This window comes from Burkholderia sp. Ac-20344 (assembly GCF_017104975.1).
In the GTDB taxonomy this organism is placed as follows: domain Bacteria; phylum Pseudomonadota; class Gammaproteobacteria; order Burkholderiales; family Burkholderiaceae; genus Burkholderia.
Window position 1 is genome coordinate 1 of record NZ_JAAGPP010000084.1, and the last position, 18,047, is coordinate 18,047.

The following is an 18,047-nucleotide window of genomic DNA, read 5'->3' on the forward strand; positions in this document are numbered from 1 at the left end:
CCACGCGAATCACGCGGAGGTGCTCGGCTATGTTTGACCTCTGGTGGCCCGAACTGCTCGACGCGATCCGCGACACGCTGTCGATGGTCGCCGCCTCAGCCGCGATCGCCGCGCTGATCGGCATCCCGCTCGCGGTGATCCTCGTGATGACCGCGCCCGGCGGCATCTACGAGCGGCGCGGCGTGAACGCGGTGCTCGGCGCGCTCGTCAACGTGTTCCGCTCGACGCCGTTCATCATCCTGCTCGTCGCGCTGCTGCCGTTCACGCGCGTGCTGATCGGCACGACGATCGGCGTCTGGGCGGCCGTCGTGCCGCTGTCGATCGCCGCGATCCCGTTCTTCGCGCGGATCGCCGAGGTGAGCCTGCGCGAAGTCGATCGCGGGCTGATCGAGGCCGCGCTCGCGATGGGCGCGAAGCGCCGCCACATCGTCTGGCACGTGCTGCTGCCGGAGGCGCTGCCCGGCATGCTCGGCGGCTTCACCATTACCGTCGTCGCACTGATCGGCTCGACCGCGATGGCGGGCGCCGTCGGTGCGGGCGGCCTCGGCGATCTTGCGATCCGCTACGGCTATCAGCGGTTCGACACGACCGTCATGGCGACCGTGATCGTGATCCTGATCGCACTCGTTTCGGCCGTGCAAATCACGGGCGACCGCCTGGTCCGACGCGTGACCCGGCGTACCTGAGCGACGCCACAAGCGTCCGCTCGCTTCATCAACGATCCTGAGAGACCGAACATCATGACCTTGCCCATCGGCGCGCCGCGCGAATGGAACGGACAATTCGAGGAAGCGCTGTTTCTCGACGTGGCGCGACGCCATCGTCCGGGCTTCCCGGCGAAGCTCGCCACGCCGCCGCGCGAGCCGCGCAACGACGACGAACGGGCCGCCGTCGCCGATTACTACACGAAGATGGCGTCGCACGACCTGTTCATCGTGCAGGTCGTCGCGAAGGCGATCGACACGCTGTTCCGCGACGATCCGCATTTCCAGCTGATCCTGTCGCGCCAGCTCGGCGACGACGGCGCGCATGCGGTGATCGGCCGCGAACGCGTGACCGAACTGACGGGGCGCGATCCGCTGCCGGAAGTCGACCGGCTCGTCGCCGCACACTGGGCGCGCATCGGCGACATCGCGACGCGCGACGTCGCAGGCTTTCTCGCATTCGAATGGCATTACGAGCTGCACATCCTCGCGAAGCTGTGGATCCAGCGCAAGACCGGCCGCATCGGCGATTCCGCGATGCGCGAGCATGGCGAGAACCGGATCCGGCCGGACGAGGAGTGGCATCGCGTGCAGATCGTCCAGTGGTGGTTCGACACGTTGAACGCGCTACCGGCGGCGGAACGCGACGCGCTGATCGATCGCGTGATCGCGGCCGACGAGGAAACGCAGGCGCGGCTCGACGATTATCTGCACGACGAGTACGCGCACACCGCACTGGTGTTCGGCGCGGATATCGCCGAATATCGTGCGATCTACGACGACTGGCGGCGCGAGATCCTGTCGCGGCTGACCGGCCGTCCGCTCGGCGCGCTGGTGCCGCTGTCGGGCGCAACCGTTGAACAGGAAGCCATTGCATGAACGATCCACGCGGCCCGGCGACGCTGGCGCCGGATACCGATGCACCGGCCGTCGACCGCGAGGCACTGGCCCGCGCGATCGACGCGCTGCGCGCAACGGCCGCCGCGCGCGACCGCGCGGGCGGTCATGCGGCGCAGGAGAAGCAGTGGCTCGCCGATGCGGGCCTGCTGACGCTCGCGGTGCCGCGTGCGTTCGGCGGGCAGGAAGCCGCGTGGCCCGAGATCTACGAGGCGATCCGGCAGATCGCGCGCGTCGACAGCGCGCTCGCGCATCTCGTCGGGTTCCAGTGCCTGCAGGTGGTGAGCGTCGACGTGTGGGGCAGCGGCGCGCAGCGCGAACGCTATCTGCGCGGCACCGTCGAGCAGCACTGGTGGTGGGGCAATGCGGTCAATCCGCTCGACACGCGGCTCGTGGCCACCGCGACGCCCGACGGCGGCTACCGGCTCGATGGCGTGAAGGGCTTCTGCTCGGGCACGCGCGGCTCGCACCGCATGACGGTGTCCGCGCACGATCCCGACACCGGCCGCACGGTGTTCGGCGTGGTGCCGACCGATCGTCCGGGGATCACGGTCAACGAAGACTGGGATCCGATCGGCCAGCGCCAGACCGACAGCGGCAGCGTGCGCTTCGACGGCGTGCCGCTCGCGGCGGACGAGGTGCTGCACCGTTCCGAGACGCCGCCGACACCGCGTGCGACGCTGCGCACGCTCGTGTCGCAGCTCGTGCTGACCAACCTGTTCGTCGGGCTCGCGGAAGGCGCGCTGGCGGAAGCGCGCGACTACGTGCTGAAGCATGGCCGCCCGTGGATCCAGTCGGAGGTCGCGCAGGCGAGCGACGATCCGTACACGCTGCAGCGCTTCGGCGACATGCGCGTGCGGGCGATCGCCGCGGCGGCGCTGGCCGATCGCGCGGCCGCGGCATTGCAGCGCGCGTGGGCGCGGCAGGATGCGCTGACGGCGGACGAGCGCGCGGAGGTGGCGCTTGCGGTATCGGAGGCGAAGATCGTCGCGCAGCGCGCGGCGCTCGAGAATGGCGAGGCGCTGTTCGACGCATGCGGCGCACGCGCGACGGCCGCGTCGCTCGGCCTCGACCGCTTCTGGCGGAACGCGCGCACGCATACGCTGCACGATCCGCTCGACTACCGGCTGCGCGACGTGGGCCGGTTCGCGTTGGCCGGGGCGTTGCCGCCGGCGTCGCTCTATACGTGACGGACTGGCACCGGAGCGGGCGCGGCCTGCTCCGGATAAAACCCGAGCGGTCTGCTGGACGTTTGAAATGATATGTTATATCGTTGCGATACAATATATCACCCTCTTCTCAACGTCCTCTTCCGGAATCGCTCGATGAGTACCGCACGCCATCCGTCCACGCGGCTTCCCGTGACCGTCCTGTCCGGCTTCCTCGGCGCCGGCAAGACGACGCTGCTCAACCACATCCTGAACAATCGCGAGGGCCGGCGCGTCGCGGTCATCGTCAACGACATGTCCGAGGTCAACATCGACGCGGCGCTCGTGCGCGACGGCGGCGCGGGGCTGTCGCGCACCGACGAGAAGCTGGTCGAGATGAGCAACGGCTGCATTTGCTGCACGCTGCGCGAGGATCTGCTGATCGAGGTCGACCGGCTCGCTAGGGAAGGGCGGTTCGACCAGCTCGTGATCGAATCGACCGGCATCTCGGAGCCGCTGCCGGTGGCCGAGACGTTCACGTTCGAAGGCGAGGACGGCCGCAGCCTCGGCGAAGTCGCGCGGCTCGACACGATGGTGACGGTGGTCGATGCATTCAATTTCCTGCGCGACTACGCATCGCGCGACAGCCTGCAGTCGCGCGGCGAATCGATGGGCGACGAGGATGCGCGCACGGTGGTCGATCTGCTGATCGACCAGATCGAGTTCTGCGACGTGATCGTGATCAACAAGATCGACCTGATCGACGCAAGTGCGCGCGAGCGGCTGGTCGCGCTGCTGCGCGGCTTGAACCCGCGCGCACGGATCGAGATCGCCGAATTCGGCAAGGTGCCGCTCGAGCGCGTGCTCGACACGGGCCTGTTCGATTTCGACGCGGCGTCGCGCGCGCCCGGCTGGCTGCAGGAGATGCGCGGCACGCACACGCCCGAGACCGACGAATACGGAATTCGCAGCTTCGTCTATCGCGCGCGGCGGCCGTTCCACCCGCAGCGTTTCTTCGATCTCGTCGAGAGCGAATGGCCGGGCGTCGTCCGCTCGAAGGGGTTCTTCTGGCTCGCCACGCATCCGACCGTCGCCGGTTCGTGGTCGCAGGCCGGCGCGGTCGCGCGGCACGGGCCGGCCGGCTACTGGTGGGTGGCCGTGCCGCCCGAGCGCTGGCCGCAGGACGCGGAAGCCGTCGCGCAGATCCGCGCGCGCTGGGACGAGCGCGTCGGCGACGCGCGGCAGGAACTCGTGCTGATCGGCATGGACATGGACGAGCCCGCGCTGCGCGCAAGCTTCGACGCGTGTCTGCTGACCGATGCCGAGATGGCCACCGGCCCCGAACACTGGACCACGTGGGACAACCCGTTTCGCGACTGGGCCTGACCTGAACGCGCTTCCTGCATCGATCCGGATGGAGAAGGCGCTCCACCGGATTCCGAGCATGAATGCACCCCTTCCCGATATTTCCCTGACCGATGCCGCGCCGGGCGGCCGCCCGCTCGAATGGGTCGGCATGCAGGGCATCGACCTGCCCGTTGCGGTGGCCGAGCCCGGCTGCCGGCGCGACGTGCATGCGCGCGCCGACGTGCAGGTCGATCTCCCCGCGCCGCACGTGAAGGGCATCCACATGTCGCGGCTGTACCGGCTGCTCGACGGGCTCGGCGATGGCGCGGTGCTGTCGCCGGCCCGCCTTCAGCATGTGCTGCATGCGATGGTCGACAGTCATCGCGACTGCGGCACGCGCAGTGCGCGATTGCGGCTGCGCTTCGACCTGCTGGCACGCCGCGCCGCACTGGTGACCGATGGGCTGGCCGGGTGGAAGGCCTATCCGGTCCGGATCGATGCAACGCTGACCGGCTTCGGGTTCCAGTTGCGCGCGCAGGTGGCGGTCGTCTATTCGTCGACGTGCCCGTGCTCCGCCGCGCTGTCGCGGCACTGGGTCGAGCAGGCATTCCTGGCGGCGTTCGGCCGCGACGATCGCGTGGAGCCGGCGGCGGTCGCCGCGTGGCTGAAACGGCACGCGACTGCGGCCACGCCGCACAGCCAGCGCAGCGAAGCCGTCGTCAGCGTGGGGCTGCCTGCCGATGGCGCGGCGCTGGGGCTCGTCGACCTGATCGATCGCATCGAGCACGCGCTCGGCACGCCGGTGCAGACGGCCGTCAAGCGGGCGGACGAGCAGGCGTTCGCGGTGCTGAACGGCGGGAACCTGATGTTCGTCGAGGATGCCGCCCGGCGGGTCCAGGCCGCGCTGGATGGCCACGGCCACCATGCGAACCCGCGCGTGCACGTGCGCCATCTGGAAAGCCTGCATCCGCACGATGCGGTGGCGTGGGCCGCGCCGGTTCACGAAGGCGCCGGCGTATGCTGATCCGCAAGCTGTTCCGCTTCGAGAACGCGCACGTGGTGCGCGGCTGCAGCACGCGGCGCTGCTCGCATTCGGTCCATGGCCATTCGTACCGCGTCGAGCTGCTGCTCGAAGCGCATGCGCTGGACCACGGGCAGATGATCTACGACTTCGGGCTCCTCAAGGGCGACGTGCGCGACCTGATCGACGCGTTCGACCATGCGGTGACGCTGTGGTCGGATGATGACCCCTGCTATGTCGCGCGTTGCCGCAGGTGACGGCCGACGCGAGTGACTTCTCCGAGGACGTCGCACGTACGAACAATGCGCTGGTGCTGGGCTACAAGCACATCCAGAACGAGTTCTGAGTCGTGGGCTCCATTCGACGTGAAGGGGGCGCGGCCCACGCGCTGAAGCGACGTCACGCCGACCTGCTCGTGCACGGCGGCACGGTGATGACGCCCAACGGCGCCGAGCGGATCGACGTCGCATGCGCGGACGGCCGCGTGGTCGCGCTGGGCGCGTTGCACGGCACGTGGAGCGCCGACGTCCTGCTGGACGCCGGCGGCCTGCATGTGCTGCCGGGCGTTGTCGACAGCCAGGTGCATTTCCGCGAACCGGGCCTCACGCACAAGGAGACCCTCGAGGCCGGCACACGCGGCGCGGTGCTCGGCGGCGTCACGACGATCTTCGAGATGCCCAACACGCATCCGCTGACGCTGACCGCGCAGGATCTGCAGGCCAAGCTGGATCTCGCGTGCGGCCGTGCGTGGTGCGACCACGCGTTCTACATCGGCGGCTCGGCCGCGAACGCCGAACGGCTGCCGTCGCTTGAAAACCTGCCGGGTTGCGCGGGCGTGAAGGTCTTCATGGGCAGTTCGTTCGGCGACCTGCTCGCCGACGACGAAGCCGTGTTGCGCCGGATCGTGCGCAACGGGCGGCGGCGCATGGCCGTGCACGCGGAAGACGAGGCGCGGCTGCGCGAACGCCGGGCGCTCGTGGACGCGAGCAGCGACGTGCGGGATCATCATCGCTGGCGCGACGAGGAAAGCGCGCTGGCCGCGACGCGGCGCATCGTCGGGCTGGCGGCCGAGACGGGCCGCCGGCTGCATGTGCTGCACGTGTCCACCGCAGAGGAGATGGCGTTCCTGGCGCGGCATCGGCATCGCGTGACGGTCGAGGTCACGCCGCATCACCTGAGCCTGCACGCGCCCGATTGCTACGAGCGGCTCGGCACGTTCGCGCAGATGAATCCGCCGGTGCGCGAACGGCATCATCAGGACGCGCTGTGGCAGGCCGTTCGCGATGGCGTGGTCGACGTGATCGGCAGCGATCACGCGCCGCATACGCGCGACGAAAAGCGCCGGCCCTATCCGCAGTCGCCGAGCGGGATGACCGGTGTGCAGACGCTGCTGCCGTTGATGCTCGATCACGTGCATACGGGCCGCCTGAGCCTCGCACGGCTGGTCGACCTGACCAGCGCCGGGCCGGCGCGGATCTTCGGGATCGCGGGGAAAGGGCGGATTGCGGTGGGCTACGACGCCGATTTCAGCATCGTCGACTTGCGTGCGCGCGGCATCGTCCGGGATGAATGGATCGCCAGCGTGAGCGGCTGGACGCCGTACGACGGGTGCGCGGTCACGGGCTGGCCCGTGCATACGGTCGTGCGCGGGCAGGTCGTGGTGCGCGACGGCGCGCTGAGCGGGGCGCCGGCAGGGCAGGCCGTGACGTTTCTGGATACCTAGATCGGCAGGCGCACTGTCTGCTTGATGCGCTTCAGCGGAATTTCCGTTTCGACGTTGCGTACGCCTTCGATCTGCGTGAGCGTTTCCATCTGGAAGCGCTGATAGTCGTCGAGATCCCGGGCAATGACGCGCAGCAGGTAATCGTAGCTGCCGGCCATCAGGTGACATTCGAGCACTTCGGGCGCTTGCTCCATTTCGCGTGCGAAGCGCTCGACCGTCTTCTTGTCCTGGCGCTCCAGCGTGACGCGCACGAACGCCGTGAACCTCAGGTCGACGGCGGCGGGGTTCAGCAGCGCGACATAGGCGTCGATCACGCCCTGCTCTTCGAGCAGGTGAACGCGGCGCAGGCAGGGCGTGGCTGAGAGCCCGGCCTGTTGCGCGAGTTCGGCGTTCGTCTGGTTCGAATTCTGTTGCAGCGCACGCAGAATGCGCCGATCGATCGCGTCCAGTTTGGTTGGCATATTTCACTATCATCAATGCAAATGCTAGAGAATAGCGCCAAATTCTGCATTTCAAATAGCTCAATACGCATCCAATCTCCATCGCGGGGCGCCGATAATCTGACGGCCGGCCGGCCTGGGCGATGCGCATGCCGTTGCATGCGGCGCACGCGATTCCCGTTCCGGCAATCCCCTTCAGGAGATCTCCCATGCTGCACGTAACCTGGCTACCGTTCATCGCCACGTCCCTTTTGATCATCGTCACGCCGGGCCAGGACATGGTGCTCGTGATGTCGCGCACGCTGTCCGGCGGCACGCGCGCGGGCCTCGTGACCGCAGCGGGTGTCAGCGTCGGGCTGCTCGTGCACACGATGCTCGCGACACTCGGGCTGGGCGCGATTCTTCAGGCATCCGAATGGTTATTCACCGCTCTGAAGGTGGTCGGTGTGCTGTACCTGTTGTATCTCGGCATCACGCTGCTGCGTTCGTCGGGCGAGCTGACGCTTGCAAGCAGCCGCGGCGCGCCGGAATCGCGGCTGCGCACGTTCGCGCAAGGCGCGCTGTCCAACATGTCGAATCCGAAGGTCGCGCTTTTCTACCTGGCGTTCCTGCCGCAGTTCGTTCCCGCGGGCGCCGTGCATCCGATGCTGTCGCTGTTCGTACTGGGCGCGACGTTTGCCGGCCTGACGTTTTTCGTCAAGGGGCCGGTCGCGCTGTTCGCCGGACTGCTGTCGGCGTCGATCCGCCGCAATCCGCGCATCCTGACCCGCATGCACCGCGTGAGCGGTGTGGTTCTGCTGGCGCTCGGCGTCAAGCTGGCGTTCGAGCACCGCTGATGGCGGTCATTGCGCCGGCAACGCGTCCGCCAGCGCCCGCATCGCGTCCACCGTCTCCGGGTTCGCCGGAAAGAACGCCTCGATCGCGAGTTCCGACAGCGTCACGTCGACCGGCGTGCCGAACACGGTCGTCGTGCTGAAGAACGTCAGTTCGCCGGCCGCCGTGCGCAGCCGCAGCGGCACGGCGATATCGGCGAAGTCGGTGCGCGCGTGCGTGTCGTCGGGCTGGCCGGCCGGCGCCGGATACGCAGAGAGTTCGTCGCGCAGCGTGTGCAGCGTGCGGTCGCCGCTCGCATCGATCTGCCGCTGCAGCCGATGCAGGATGTGCGCGCGCCATTCGTGCCAGTTGACGATCTGCGACGCGAGGCCGTCCGGATGCAGGCTCAGCCGCAACACGTTGACGGGCGGCTGCAGCAGCGCCGGATCGGCCTGCGCGACCAGCGCGCCGAGCATCCGGTTCGCGGCGAGCAGCGTCCAGTGGCGGTCGACGGCGAGCGCCGGGTAGGGCTCGTGGCCGCGCAGCACGGCTTCGACTGCATGGCGCGCGGCATCCAGTTGCGGATCCGAAAACGGCCGTTCGCGGAACAGCGGCGCGAAGCCGGCCGCGACGAGCAGCGCATTGCGTTCGCGCAGCGGCACGTCGAGACGCTCCGCGAGATGCAGCACCATCTCGCGGCTCGGCTGCGCGCGGCCCGATTCGACGAAGCTCAGGTGGCGCGCGGAGACTTCCGCGTCGAGCGCGAGCGCCATCTGGCTCAAGCGCCGGCGTTGCCGCCACGTGCGCAGCAGCGAGCCGATGGCGGGCGCGCGGCCGGCGGACGGGGAGGGCGAATGGACAGCGGCGGTCGGGTTCATGCAGCAGATGATAGGCAATCCCGCGCGTGCTGGGCATTACCTTCGAGGTAAGCGTTTCGTTTCTGCGAGGCGCGCCGATGGCGGCCGATCGGTTCGGGCCTGTGTGCGTGTCCGGGCACCGCCGTTCGCCCCCTTCCCGAATCCCCGGGCGCGTTGCGGCGCTGCGTTACCATAGCCCCCGTGCCAACTGAGAGACGACGCCGGACCCGCGATTGAACGCGCATGGGCCGGTGGCGTGCATATTTACGACAAGGCATTCCAGGGGAATCCAACAATGAAAAAACTTGCCGTCCGGCTCGCCTGCGTGGCGACGCTTGCATTCGCCGCGACCACCGGCCACGCGCAGACCGAAGCTGCGCAGGTGGAAATGCGGGCCGCCGCCGCGGCCGCCAACGACGCGGTCGTGAAGGGCCCGACCGACATCGACGTGAAACACGAAGCCGTGCTGAAGCTGAAGGCCGGCGAATCGTTCGTGCCGGCCGCCGAAGCCGGCCGCTACCTGCGCTCGATGGGCAACTCGATCGACGAAACGAAACTGGTCGGCCTCGTGCTGCCCGACGATCCCGATGCCGACTGGATCTCGGTCGTGTCGTTCGAGCCGAGCGGCTACATCCGCGACGACGACGCGAAGGACTGGAAACCCGACGAGTTGCTGAAGAGCCTGCAGGCCGGCACCGAGGAAGACAACCCCGGGCGCAAGGAGCGCGGCCTGCCGGAAACCGAGGTGGTCGGCTGGGCGAAGGCGCCCGCATACGACGCGGCCACGCACCGGCTCGTGTGGTCCGCGATCATCCGCGACAAGGGCGCGGCCCCGAACGCCGGGAACGACGGCGTGAACTACCGGACGCTCGTGCTCGGCCGCGACGGCTACCTGTCGCTGACGATGGCGTCGACGCTCGCCGATCTGCCGAAATACAAGGCGTCGGCCGACGACCTGCTGTCGAACATCAGCTTCAACGACGGCAAGCGCTATGCCGATTTCAACAAGTCGACCGACCACGTCGCCGAGTACGGCCTCGCGGCGCTGATCGTCGGCGTCGGCGCGAAGAAGCTCGGCCTGCTCGCGCTGATCGGCGCGTTCGCGGTGAAGTTCTTCAAGGTCGGCGCGGTCGCGCTGCTGGCCGGCGGCGCGGCGCTGAAGCGCTTCTTCGGGCGCAAGCCGAAGGCGGCCGCGGTGCCGGCCGTCGCCGATGCATCCGACGCATCCGGCACGGAGCGCAAGGAATGACGAAGCTGTTGCTGCTGATCTTCGGCGGCCTCAAGCTCGGCAAGGTGCTCATGTCGGCGGGCACCATGCTGGCGTCGATCGCCGTCTACGCGGTGTTCTACGGCTGGCGGTTCGCGGCCGGTTTCGTCGCGCTGCTGCTGGTGCACGAGGCCGGTCACTACATCGCCGCGCAGCGGCGCGGCCTCGACGTCGGGCTGCCGACCTTCATCCCGTTCGTCGGCGCGTGGATCCAGCTGAAGGAGATGCCGCACGACGCGGAAACCGAGGCGTACGTCGGCCTCGCCGGGCCGTTCGTCGGCACGCTCGGTGCGCTGGCCTGCTACGCGGCCGCGCGCCATACCGACAGCAACCTGCTGCTCGCGCTGTCGTACACGGGCTTCTTCCTGAACCTGTTCAACATGATTCCGCTGTCGCCGTTCGACGGCGGGCGGATCACCGCGGTGCTGTCGCCGCGCATCTGGTTCGCAGGCGTGCCCGTGCTGATCGCGCTGTTCGTGTATCGCCCGAGCCCGCTGCTGATCGTGATGGCGATCCTCGCGCTGCCGCAGCTGAAGCGTGCGTGGCGCTACGATCCCGACGCGCCGGAGAACCGCGTGTACTACGCGACGTCGATCGAGACGAAGACGACGTACGCGCTCTGCTACGTTGGCCTGCTCGCGTTCCTCGCGCTGATGACGTCCGGCGTGCACGACATGCTGCGCGTCGCGCATGCGTCGATCTGATACCCGGGACCTGATGCAAAAACGGCGGCCGCTTTTGCGCGGCCGCCGTTGTTCCGTGTCGAAGTCGAGCGTCAGGCGTCGCGATGACGCAGTTCGACGCGCCTGATGTCCTTCACGATCACCAGATAGCTGAACACGGTGACGAGCGCGTTCAGCCCGACGAACACGAGCGCGCCGTTGAACGAGCCGCTTGCGCCGACGAGGTAGCCGATCGCGATCGGCGCGACGATGCCGGCCGTGTTGCCGAACATGTTGAACAGGCTGCCCGACAGGCCGATCGCTTCCTTCGGCGCGGTATCCGCGACGACGGCCCAACCGAGCGAGCCGATCCCCTTGCCGAAGAACGACACGGCCATCAGCACGATCACCAGCACTTCGCTGTCGACGTAGTTGCAGCCGATGATGACCATCGACAGCGCCATCCCGCCGACGATCGGGATCTTGCGCGCGAGCGTGAGCGACACGCCGCGGCGGATAAGCCCGTCCGACAGCATCCCGCCGAGCACGCCGCCGAGGAACCCGCAGATCGCGGGCAGCGACGTCATGAAGCCGGCCTTCAGCAGCGACATCCCGCGCGCCTGCACGAGATAGATCGGGAACCACGTGAGGAAGAAATAGGTGAGCACGTTCACGCAGTACTGGCCGAGGTAGACGCCGATCAGCATCCGGTTCGACAGCAACTGGCGCACGTAGTACCAGCCGGCCACGCGGCTGCCTTCCGAACGCGCGCCGTTGCTGCTGCGCGTGGCGGTGCGCACCAGTCCGCCGCCCTGCTCGATATGCTCGAGTTCCGCGCGGTTCACGGCCGGATGGTCGGCCGGATCCTTCATGACCCGCAGCCACAGGAACGCGAGCGCGATGCCCGCGAGGCCGAGCCACAGGTACACCTGGTGCCAGCCATAGGCATGCGTGAGCCACGCCATCAGCGGCGAGAACACCACGGCCGCGAAGTACTGCGCGGCGTTGAAGATCGCCGACGCGGTGCCGCGCTCGGCGGTCGGGAACCAGCTCGCGACGACCTTCGCGTTCGCGGGAAACGCGGGGGCTTCGGCGATGCCGACCGCGAAGCGCATCGCGAACAGCGCGGCGACCGCGAACGCGGCGCTGCCGCCGAGGCCGATCGTGCTCTGCAGCAGCGTGAATGCCGACCACAGGAAGATGCTGGCCGCATACACGCGGCGCGCGCCGAAGCGGTCGAGCAGCCAGCCGCTCGGCAGTTGCGCGAGCACGTACGCCCAGCTGAACGCCGAGAAGATGTAGCCCATCGTCACCGGATCGATGCCGAACGCCTTGCGGATCGGCGTGCCGGTGATCGACAGCGTCGCGCGGTCCGCATAGTTGAGCGTCGTGACGACGAACAGCATCGCCAGGATCCAGTAGCGCACGGCGGTCCGGCGCGCGGTGCGCGCGAGGTCGAGCGGAAGCTCGCGAGAGGAGGTCTGATTAGGCACTTTAATGTACGTCGTCGTATGACATGGCGGCAGTTTATTGGCAATGTTCAGACGCAGAAACCTCGGGTTTTCCCTCTGGATGATGACGTTGAATGGTAAAAATTCCGAGAATTCTCCCGTGCAATAAGGGTTTGGCTCATATCGGTACCGGCCCGGCAGTTGACATGAATATCGATGCTTAGTGGGCGGACATCATATCTGTTGAGCTACAATGAGCAACCTATTCCCGAACCACGGAGCACACCCCATGCAACTGACAGGAGAGATGCTGATCGGCGCCGACGCGGTGGCCGGCTCGGCCGGTACCTTGCGCGCGTTCGACCCGTCGAAGGGCGCGCCGATCGACGCGCCGGCGTTCGGCGTCGCGACGCAGGCCGACGTCGAGCGCGCATGCGAACTCGCGCGCGATGCGTTCGATGCGTATCGTGCGCAGCCGCTCACGGCCCGCGCGGCGTTTCTCGACGCGATCGCGGATGAAATCGTCGCGCTCGGCGACGTGCTGATCGAGCGCGCACACGCCGAAACCGGCCTGCCCGTCGCGCGGCTGCAGGGTGAGCGCGGCCGCACCGTCGGCCAGCTCCGGCTGTTCGCGCGTGTCGTGCGCGACGGGCGTTTCCTCGCCGCGTCGATCGATCCCGCGCAGCCTGCACGCACGCCGCTGCCGCGCTCGGACCTGCGGCTGCAGAAGGTCGGGCTCGGCCCCGTCGTCGTATTCGGTGCGAGCAATTTCCCGCTCGCGTTCTCGGTGGCCGGCGGCGATACGGCGTCGGCGCTCGCGGCCGGTTGCCCGGTGATCGTGAAGGCACACGAAGCGCACCTCGGCACGTCCGAGCTGGTCGGCCGCGCGATCCGCGCCGCCGTCGCGAAAACCGGGATGCCGGCCGGCGTGTTCTCGCTGCTGGTCGGCCCCGGCCGCGTGATCGGCGCGGCGCTCGTCAGCCATCCGGCGGTTCAGGCGGTCGGCTTCACGGGGTCGCGGCAGGGCGGCATGGCGCTCGTGCAGCTTGCGAACGCGCGTCCGCAGCCGATTCCCGTCTACGCGGAAATGAGCAGCATCAACCCCGTCGTGCTGTTCCCGGCGGCGCTCGCCGCGCGCGGCGACGCGATCGCGACGGGCTTCGTCGATTCGCTGACGCTCGGCGTCGGCCAGTTCTGTACGAACCCGGGCCTCGTGCTCGCGATCGACGGCCCCGATCTCGACCGCTTCGAAACCGTCGCCGCACAGGCGCTCGCGAAGAAGCCGGCCGGCGTGATGCTTACGCGCGGCATCGCCGATGCGTATCGCAACGGCCGCGGCAAGTTGGCCGAATTGCCGGGCGTGCGCGAAATCGGCGCGGGCGAGGCCGCGCAGACCGACTGCCAGGCCGGCGGCGCGCTGTACGAAGTCGGCGCACAGGCGTTTCTGGCCGAGCCGGCATTCAGCCACGAGGTGTTCGGGCCGGCGTCGCTGATCGTGCGTTGCCGCGATCTCGACGAGGTCGCGCGCGTGCTCGAAGCGCTCGAAGGCCAGTTGACGGCCACGCTGCAGATGGACGCCGACGACAAGCCGCTCGCGCGCCGGCTGCTGCCGATCCTCGAACGCAAGGCTGGCCGTTTGCTCGTGAACGGCTACCCGACCGGCGTCGAGGTGTGCGACGCGATGGTGCACGGCGGGCCGTTCCCCGCGACGTCGAACCCGGCCGTCACGTCGGTCGGTGCGACGGCGATCGAGCGTTTCCTGCGGCCCGTGTGCTACCAGGATTTCCCGGACGATCTGCTGCCGGAAGGGTTGCAGGAGAAGAACCCGCTCGAGATTCCGCGGCTGCGGGACGGGAAGGCGGAGTAATCGGCTGAGGATGCGATCCCGGCGGCGGGTATGCCGGGATGACGGCCCGAAACGGAAAGGCGGAAGGGGCCGGTTGGCCGCTTCCGCCTTTTTTCATGGCCGGCTTTCGCGCTGCCCGCTTTTCTCCTACAGTACCGGAGCCCCGGGTCGACTGACCCGCGGGCGAAACCTGAGAGATCCAGAAAAAGACCAAGAGGGAACGGCATCATGAACATCAGCAAACGTGGCGACCACCTGTTCGCGGCCGGGTTGTGGAAAGCGGTCGGCGACGTCGCGAAATCGGTGCGCACGCAGGTCGGGGAATATAGCGAGGGCCGCGTGCTGGCCAATGCGCTGTTCGAATTGCAGCGCGACCTGGGCGGCAGCGAATTCGACGTGACGATCAACCAGGGGCGGCCCGTCACCGGCTCCGATCCGCATTCGCTCCGCTTTGGCCAGGCCGTCAGGCGATTCCGGTTGGACATGGAGGCGCTGGTGTTCGCGCTGAAGCACCGCCGCAGCATCGACGAGCGCGACCCGGGCCTGCGCACCGACGCGCTGACGCAGGCCAACAGCCAACTGGCGACCGCGAAGCAGTACGCGATGCTCACGGTCGGGCGGTTCTTCGATGCAGTCGTCGATCCCGACGTACTCGACCAGATGCTCGCCAGCGATCCGAATACGCGTGCGCGGCGCTCGGCCACCGGCGCGGAGATCGCCGCGACCCGGCTCAGGCTGGGCAGCCTGCGCTACCGGATCGTCGGCACTATTTCGCAGATGTGACGAAAACGGCCGGCCGCGCGAAGCGCGGGCCGGCCGCCGAAAGGTGCAAGCGGGGCCACACGCGCGGCTCCGCGCCGGCACGCGCCGAAGCGTGTGCCGGTTGACTGCCTGCCGCTTATTGCGGCCCCATCTTCTTGATCAGCACGTCGAGCTCCGCCACTTCTTCGTCGGTGAGGTCGACCAGCGGTGCGCGCACCGGGCCCGCGTCGTGGCCGACGAGCTTCGCGCCCGCCTTCACGATGCTGACCGCATAGCCCGCGCGGCGATTGCGGATCTTCAGGTACGGCAGGAAGAACGTGTCGATCAGGCGGCCGACCGTGGCGTGGTCGTCCTTCGCGATCGCTTCGTAGAATTCCATCGCCGTCTTCGGGATGAAGTTGAACACGGCCGACGAATACACCGGCACGCCAAGTGCCTTGTACGCGGCGGCATAGACTTCGGCCGTCGGCAGGCCGCCGAGGTACGCGAAGCGGTCGCCGAGGCGGCGGCGGATCGTCACCATGCTCTCGATTTCGCCGACGCCGTCCTTGAAGCCGATCAGGTTCGGGCAACGATCGGCGAGGCGCTCGAGCATGTCGGCGTTCAGCTTCGAATTCGCGCGGTTGTACACGACGACGCCGATCTTCAGCGCGCGGCACACCTGCTCGACGTGGTCGGCGATCCCTTCCTGGCTGGCTTCGGTCAGGTAATGCGGCATCAGCAGCACGCCGCTCGCGCCGAGGCGTTCGGCTTCCTGCGCATATTCGATCGCGACGCGCGTCGCGCCGCCCGCGCCGGCGAGGATCGGCACCTTGCCCTTGCAGGTTTCCGTCGCGACGCGGATCACGTCCGAATACTCGCGCTGCGTGAGCGAGAAGAATTCACCGGTGCCGCCGGCCGCGAACAACGCGGTCGCACCGTACGGCGCGAGCCATTCCAGGCGCTCGGCATAGGTGGACGGGCGGAAGCTGCCGTCGGCGTCGAAGTCCGTCAGCGGAAACGACAGCAGGCCGTGGGAGATGATCTGTTTGAGTTCTTGCGGTGAAGTCATGGTTGGGTCGTCCGTCTAGCGCGAGTGCTGGGTTCGTCGGGAACGGCATACGAGCCACATTGGCGATGTCGTTGTATGTCATCGTACAACGAGGGGAAGGGGGACGCAAGCGGTTTGCGGCCGGTCAAATAGTAGGGTCTTTCCGGATAAGGGTTTACGCAGCATCACGGCCTGGGGGTGAATGTCGTATGATGACTAACGATATGGTTGATCGCTTCCAGGAATTCCGATGACTGCTTCCCCGCTCTACATCCGCGTGCATCCGGACGACAACGTCGCAATCGTCGTCAACGACGGCGGTTTACCCGAGGGCGCAACGTTCGCCGACGGGTTGACGCTGCGCGAAGGCGTGCCGCAGGGGCACAAAGTCGCGCTGGTCGACCTCGCGGCCGGCGACCCGATCGTCCGCTACAACGTGGTGATCGGCTATGCGCTGGTCGAGCTGCGACGCGGCAGCTGGGTCAACGAGCGCACGATGCGCATGCCCGAGCCGCCGGGGCTCGACGACCTGCCGCTCGCGACGCGCGCCGCGCCGCCGCTGCCGCCGCTCGAAGGCTATACGTTCGAGGGCTTCCGCAATGCCGACGGCTCGGTCGGCACGCGCAACATCCTCGCGATCACGACGACCGTGCAGTGCGTGTCGGGCGTCGTCGAGCATGCGGTGAAGCGGATCAAGGACGAGTTGCTGCCGCGCTACCCGAACGTCGACGACGTGGTGGGGCTCGAGCACACGTACGGCTGCGGCGTCGCGATCGACGCGCCCGACGCCGACATCCCGATCCGCACGCTGCGCAACATCAGCCTGAATCCGAACTTCGGCGGCGAGGTGATGACCGTGAGCCTCGGCTGCGAGAAGCTGCAGCCCGAGCGCCTGCTGCCGCCGGGCACGATTCCGGTGGCCGCCGACGGCGCGACGGACAACGGCGGTGTCGTATGCCTGCAGGACGCTGCGCACGTCGGCTTCAACGCGATGATCGACTCGATCATGAAGATGGCCGAATCGCATCTCGAGCGGCTCGACCGCCGCCGCCGCGAGACGTGCCCTGCGTCGGATCTCGTCGTCGGCGTGCAGTGCGGCGGCAGCGATGCGTTCTCGGGGCTGACCGCGAACCCGGCCGTCGGCTTCGCGGCCGACCTGCTGGTGCGCGCGGGCGCGACGATCATGTTCTCCGAGGTGACGGAAGTGCGCGACGGCGTCGCGCAGCTCACGTCACGTGCGGCGAACGAGGACGTTGCGCGCGAGATCATCCGCGAGATGGACTGGTACGACCGCTACCTGCAGCGCGGCCGCGTCGACCGCAGCGCGAACACGACGCCCGGCAACAAGAAGGGCGGCCTGTCGAACATCGTCGAGAAGGCGATGGGGTCGATCGTGAAGTCGGGCAGCGCGCCGATCGCCGGCGTCGTGCGTCCCGGCGATCGCGCGAAGCAGAAGGGGCTGCTGTACGCGGCGACGCCCGCGAGCGACTTCATCTGCGGCACGCTGCAGCTCGCGGCCGGGATGAACCTGCACATTTTCACGACCGGCCGCGGCACGCCGTACGGTCTCGCACAGGTGCCGGTGATCAAGGTCGCGACGCGCAGCGATCTCGCGCGCCGCTGGCACGACCTGATGGATCTCGACGCGGGGCAGATCGCGACCGGCGCGGCGACGATCGAGGACACGGGCTGGGAACTGTTCCGGCTGATGCTCGACGTCGCGAGCGGCAAGCGCCGCACGTGGGCCGAGCAATGGAAGCTCGCGAATGCGCTGACGCTGTTCAATCCGGCGCCGGTGACCTGACGCGCGCGGCAGTTGCCGCCAGACGATGCGGGCGCCCGAGGGCGCCCGTTTTCATTGTGGCGAAGCAAACGTCGGCTGATTGTCCACGATGAGGAGAACTTGCTTCATGGCGAGTCACGTCCGGCGTGCGGGGTAGCCTTCCGGCTCGAAGCGACCGGCGCGATTTCCTTACCTCGCACGTAATCGACCGCCCGCGCGAGGCCGGCGACGATGACTGCACGCGAATACGAAACCGAAACACGCAACGTTCGCGACCTCGTCCCCTCATCGACCAC

Annotated in this window: 16 protein-coding genes and 2 pseudogenes; 14 read left to right on the forward strand and 4 right to left on the reverse strand. The window is 68.1% G+C overall.

Annotated features, from left to right (window positions below; genetic code table 11):
* Positions 1-29: 29 nt before the first annotated feature.
* The 8 genes and pseudogenes from G3N64_RS23725 (at position 30) to G3N64_RS23760 (ending at position 6,840) form a co-directional block, all read left to right on the forward strand.
* Entirely contained in the window at positions 30-686 is a 657-nt protein-coding gene (locus G3N64_RS23725; RefSeq protein WP_205786088.1) for a methionine ABC transporter permease, read from the forward strand.
* A 54-nt stretch (positions 687-740) separates the two neighbouring features.
* Positions 741-1,583 (forward strand): hypothetical protein, encoded by an 843-nt coding sequence (locus G3N64_RS23730; protein ID WP_205786089.1) that lies wholly within the window; start codon positions 741-743, stop codon positions 1,581-1,583.
* The gene (locus G3N64_RS23735) at positions 1,580-2,791 is read left to right on the forward strand and encodes an acyl-CoA dehydrogenase family protein (RefSeq protein WP_205786090.1); all 1,212 of its coding nucleotides are present in this window, start codon (positions 1,580-1,582) and stop codon (positions 2,789-2,791) included. Before G3N64_RS23730 ends, G3N64_RS23735 begins: the two co-directional genes overlap by 4 nt.
* Positions 2,792-2,926: 135 nt before the next feature.
* Positions 2,927-4,135, forward strand: coding sequence for a zinc metallochaperone GTPase ZigA (zigA, locus tag G3N64_RS23740; protein WP_205786091.1), 1,209 nt, complete (start codon positions 2,927-2,929; stop codon positions 4,133-4,135).
* A 58-nt stretch (positions 4,136-4,193) separates the two neighbouring features.
* On the forward strand, positions 4,194-5,120 hold the full coding sequence (gene folE2 / locus G3N64_RS23745; RefSeq protein ID WP_205786092.1) for a GTP cyclohydrolase FolE2: 927 nt from the start codon (positions 4,194-4,196) through the stop codon (positions 5,118-5,120).
* Positions 5,114-5,356: pseudogene (locus G3N64_RS23750) on the forward strand (6-carboxytetrahydropterin synthase); the annotation flags it as partial. The gene folE2 and the pseudogene G3N64_RS23750, both read left to right, overlap by 7 nt.
* A 2-nt stretch (positions 5,357-5,358) precedes the next feature.
* Positions 5,359-5,463 (forward strand): annotated as a pseudogene (locus G3N64_RS23755) (carbonate dehydratase); the annotation flags it as partial.
* Between the two features lie 12 nt (positions 5,464-5,475).
* On the forward strand, positions 5,476-6,840 hold the full coding sequence (locus G3N64_RS23760) for a dihydroorotase (protein ID WP_205786119.1): 1,365 nt from the start codon (positions 5,476-5,478) through the stop codon (positions 6,838-6,840).
* Here the strand turns inward: G3N64_RS23760 and G3N64_RS23765 are convergent.
* Positions 6,837-7,301 carry an Lrp/AsnC family transcriptional regulator gene (locus tag G3N64_RS23765; protein WP_048245841.1) on the reverse strand — a complete coding sequence of 155 codons (465 nt, stop codon included), beginning with the start codon at positions 7,299-7,301 and terminating at the stop codon, positions 6,837-6,839. The two genes, G3N64_RS23760 and G3N64_RS23765, sit on opposite strands and share 4 nt — an antisense overlap.
* Positions 7,302-7,489: 188 nt before the next feature.
* Between G3N64_RS23765 and G3N64_RS23770 the strand changes: the two genes are divergently transcribed.
* The gene (locus G3N64_RS23770; RefSeq protein ID WP_205786093.1) at positions 7,490-8,116 is read left to right on the forward strand and encodes a LysE family translocator; all 627 of its coding nucleotides are present in this window, start codon (positions 7,490-7,492) and stop codon (positions 8,114-8,116) included.
* Between the two features lie 6 nt (positions 8,117-8,122).
* On the opposite strand, the gene G3N64_RS23775 is transcribed toward G3N64_RS23770, so the two are convergent.
* On the reverse strand, positions 8,123-8,971 hold the full coding sequence (locus tag G3N64_RS23775; protein ID WP_205786094.1) for a helix-turn-helix transcriptional regulator: 849 nt from the start codon (positions 8,969-8,971) through the stop codon (positions 8,123-8,125).
* Between the two features lie 274 nt (positions 8,972-9,245).
* Here G3N64_RS23775 and G3N64_RS23780 point away from each other — a divergent pair, with 274 nt between their 5' ends.
* A complete protein-coding gene (locus G3N64_RS23780) occupies positions 9,246-10,199 on the forward strand; it encodes a DUF2167 domain-containing protein (RefSeq protein ID WP_205786095.1) in 954 nt (317 codons plus the stop codon).
* Positions 10,196-10,921 (forward strand): site-2 protease family protein, encoded by a 726-nt coding sequence (locus tag G3N64_RS23785; protein WP_205786096.1) that lies wholly within the window; start codon positions 10,196-10,198, stop codon positions 10,919-10,921. Before G3N64_RS23780 ends, G3N64_RS23785 begins: the two co-directional genes overlap by 4 nt.
* Before the next feature lie 71 nt (positions 10,922-10,992).
* Here the strand turns inward: G3N64_RS23785 and G3N64_RS23790 are convergent, their stop codons facing one another.
* Positions 10,993-12,372, reverse strand: coding sequence for an MFS transporter (locus G3N64_RS23790; RefSeq protein WP_175002772.1), 1,380 nt, complete (start codon positions 12,370-12,372; stop codon positions 10,993-10,995).
* Between the two features lie 247 nt (positions 12,373-12,619).
* On the opposite strand from G3N64_RS23790, the gene G3N64_RS23795 reads away from it, so the two are divergent.
* Positions 12,620-14,197 carry an aldehyde dehydrogenase (NADP(+)) gene (locus G3N64_RS23795; protein WP_205786097.1) on the forward strand — a complete coding sequence of 526 codons (1,578 nt, stop codon included), beginning with the start codon at positions 12,620-12,622 and terminating at the stop codon, positions 14,195-14,197.
* Between the two features lie 207 nt (positions 14,198-14,404).
* Positions 14,405-14,959 (forward strand): hypothetical protein, encoded by a 555-nt coding sequence (locus tag G3N64_RS23800; protein WP_205786098.1) that lies wholly within the window; start codon positions 14,405-14,407, stop codon positions 14,957-14,959.
* A gap of 115 nt (positions 14,960-15,074) precedes the next feature.
* Here the strand turns inward: G3N64_RS23800 and kdgD are convergent, their stop codons facing one another.
* A complete protein-coding gene (gene kdgD / locus G3N64_RS23805; RefSeq protein WP_205786099.1) occupies positions 15,075-15,989 on the reverse strand; it encodes a 5-dehydro-4-deoxyglucarate dehydratase in 915 nt (304 codons plus the stop codon).
* A 229-nt stretch (positions 15,990-16,218) separates the two neighbouring features.
* On the opposite strand from kdgD, the gene garD reads away from it, so the two are divergent.
* Positions 16,219-17,772, forward strand: coding sequence for a galactarate dehydratase (gene garD, locus G3N64_RS23810; RefSeq protein ID WP_205786100.1), 1,554 nt, complete (start codon positions 16,219-16,221; stop codon positions 17,770-17,772).
* Positions 17,773-18,047: the final 275 nt, after the last annotated feature.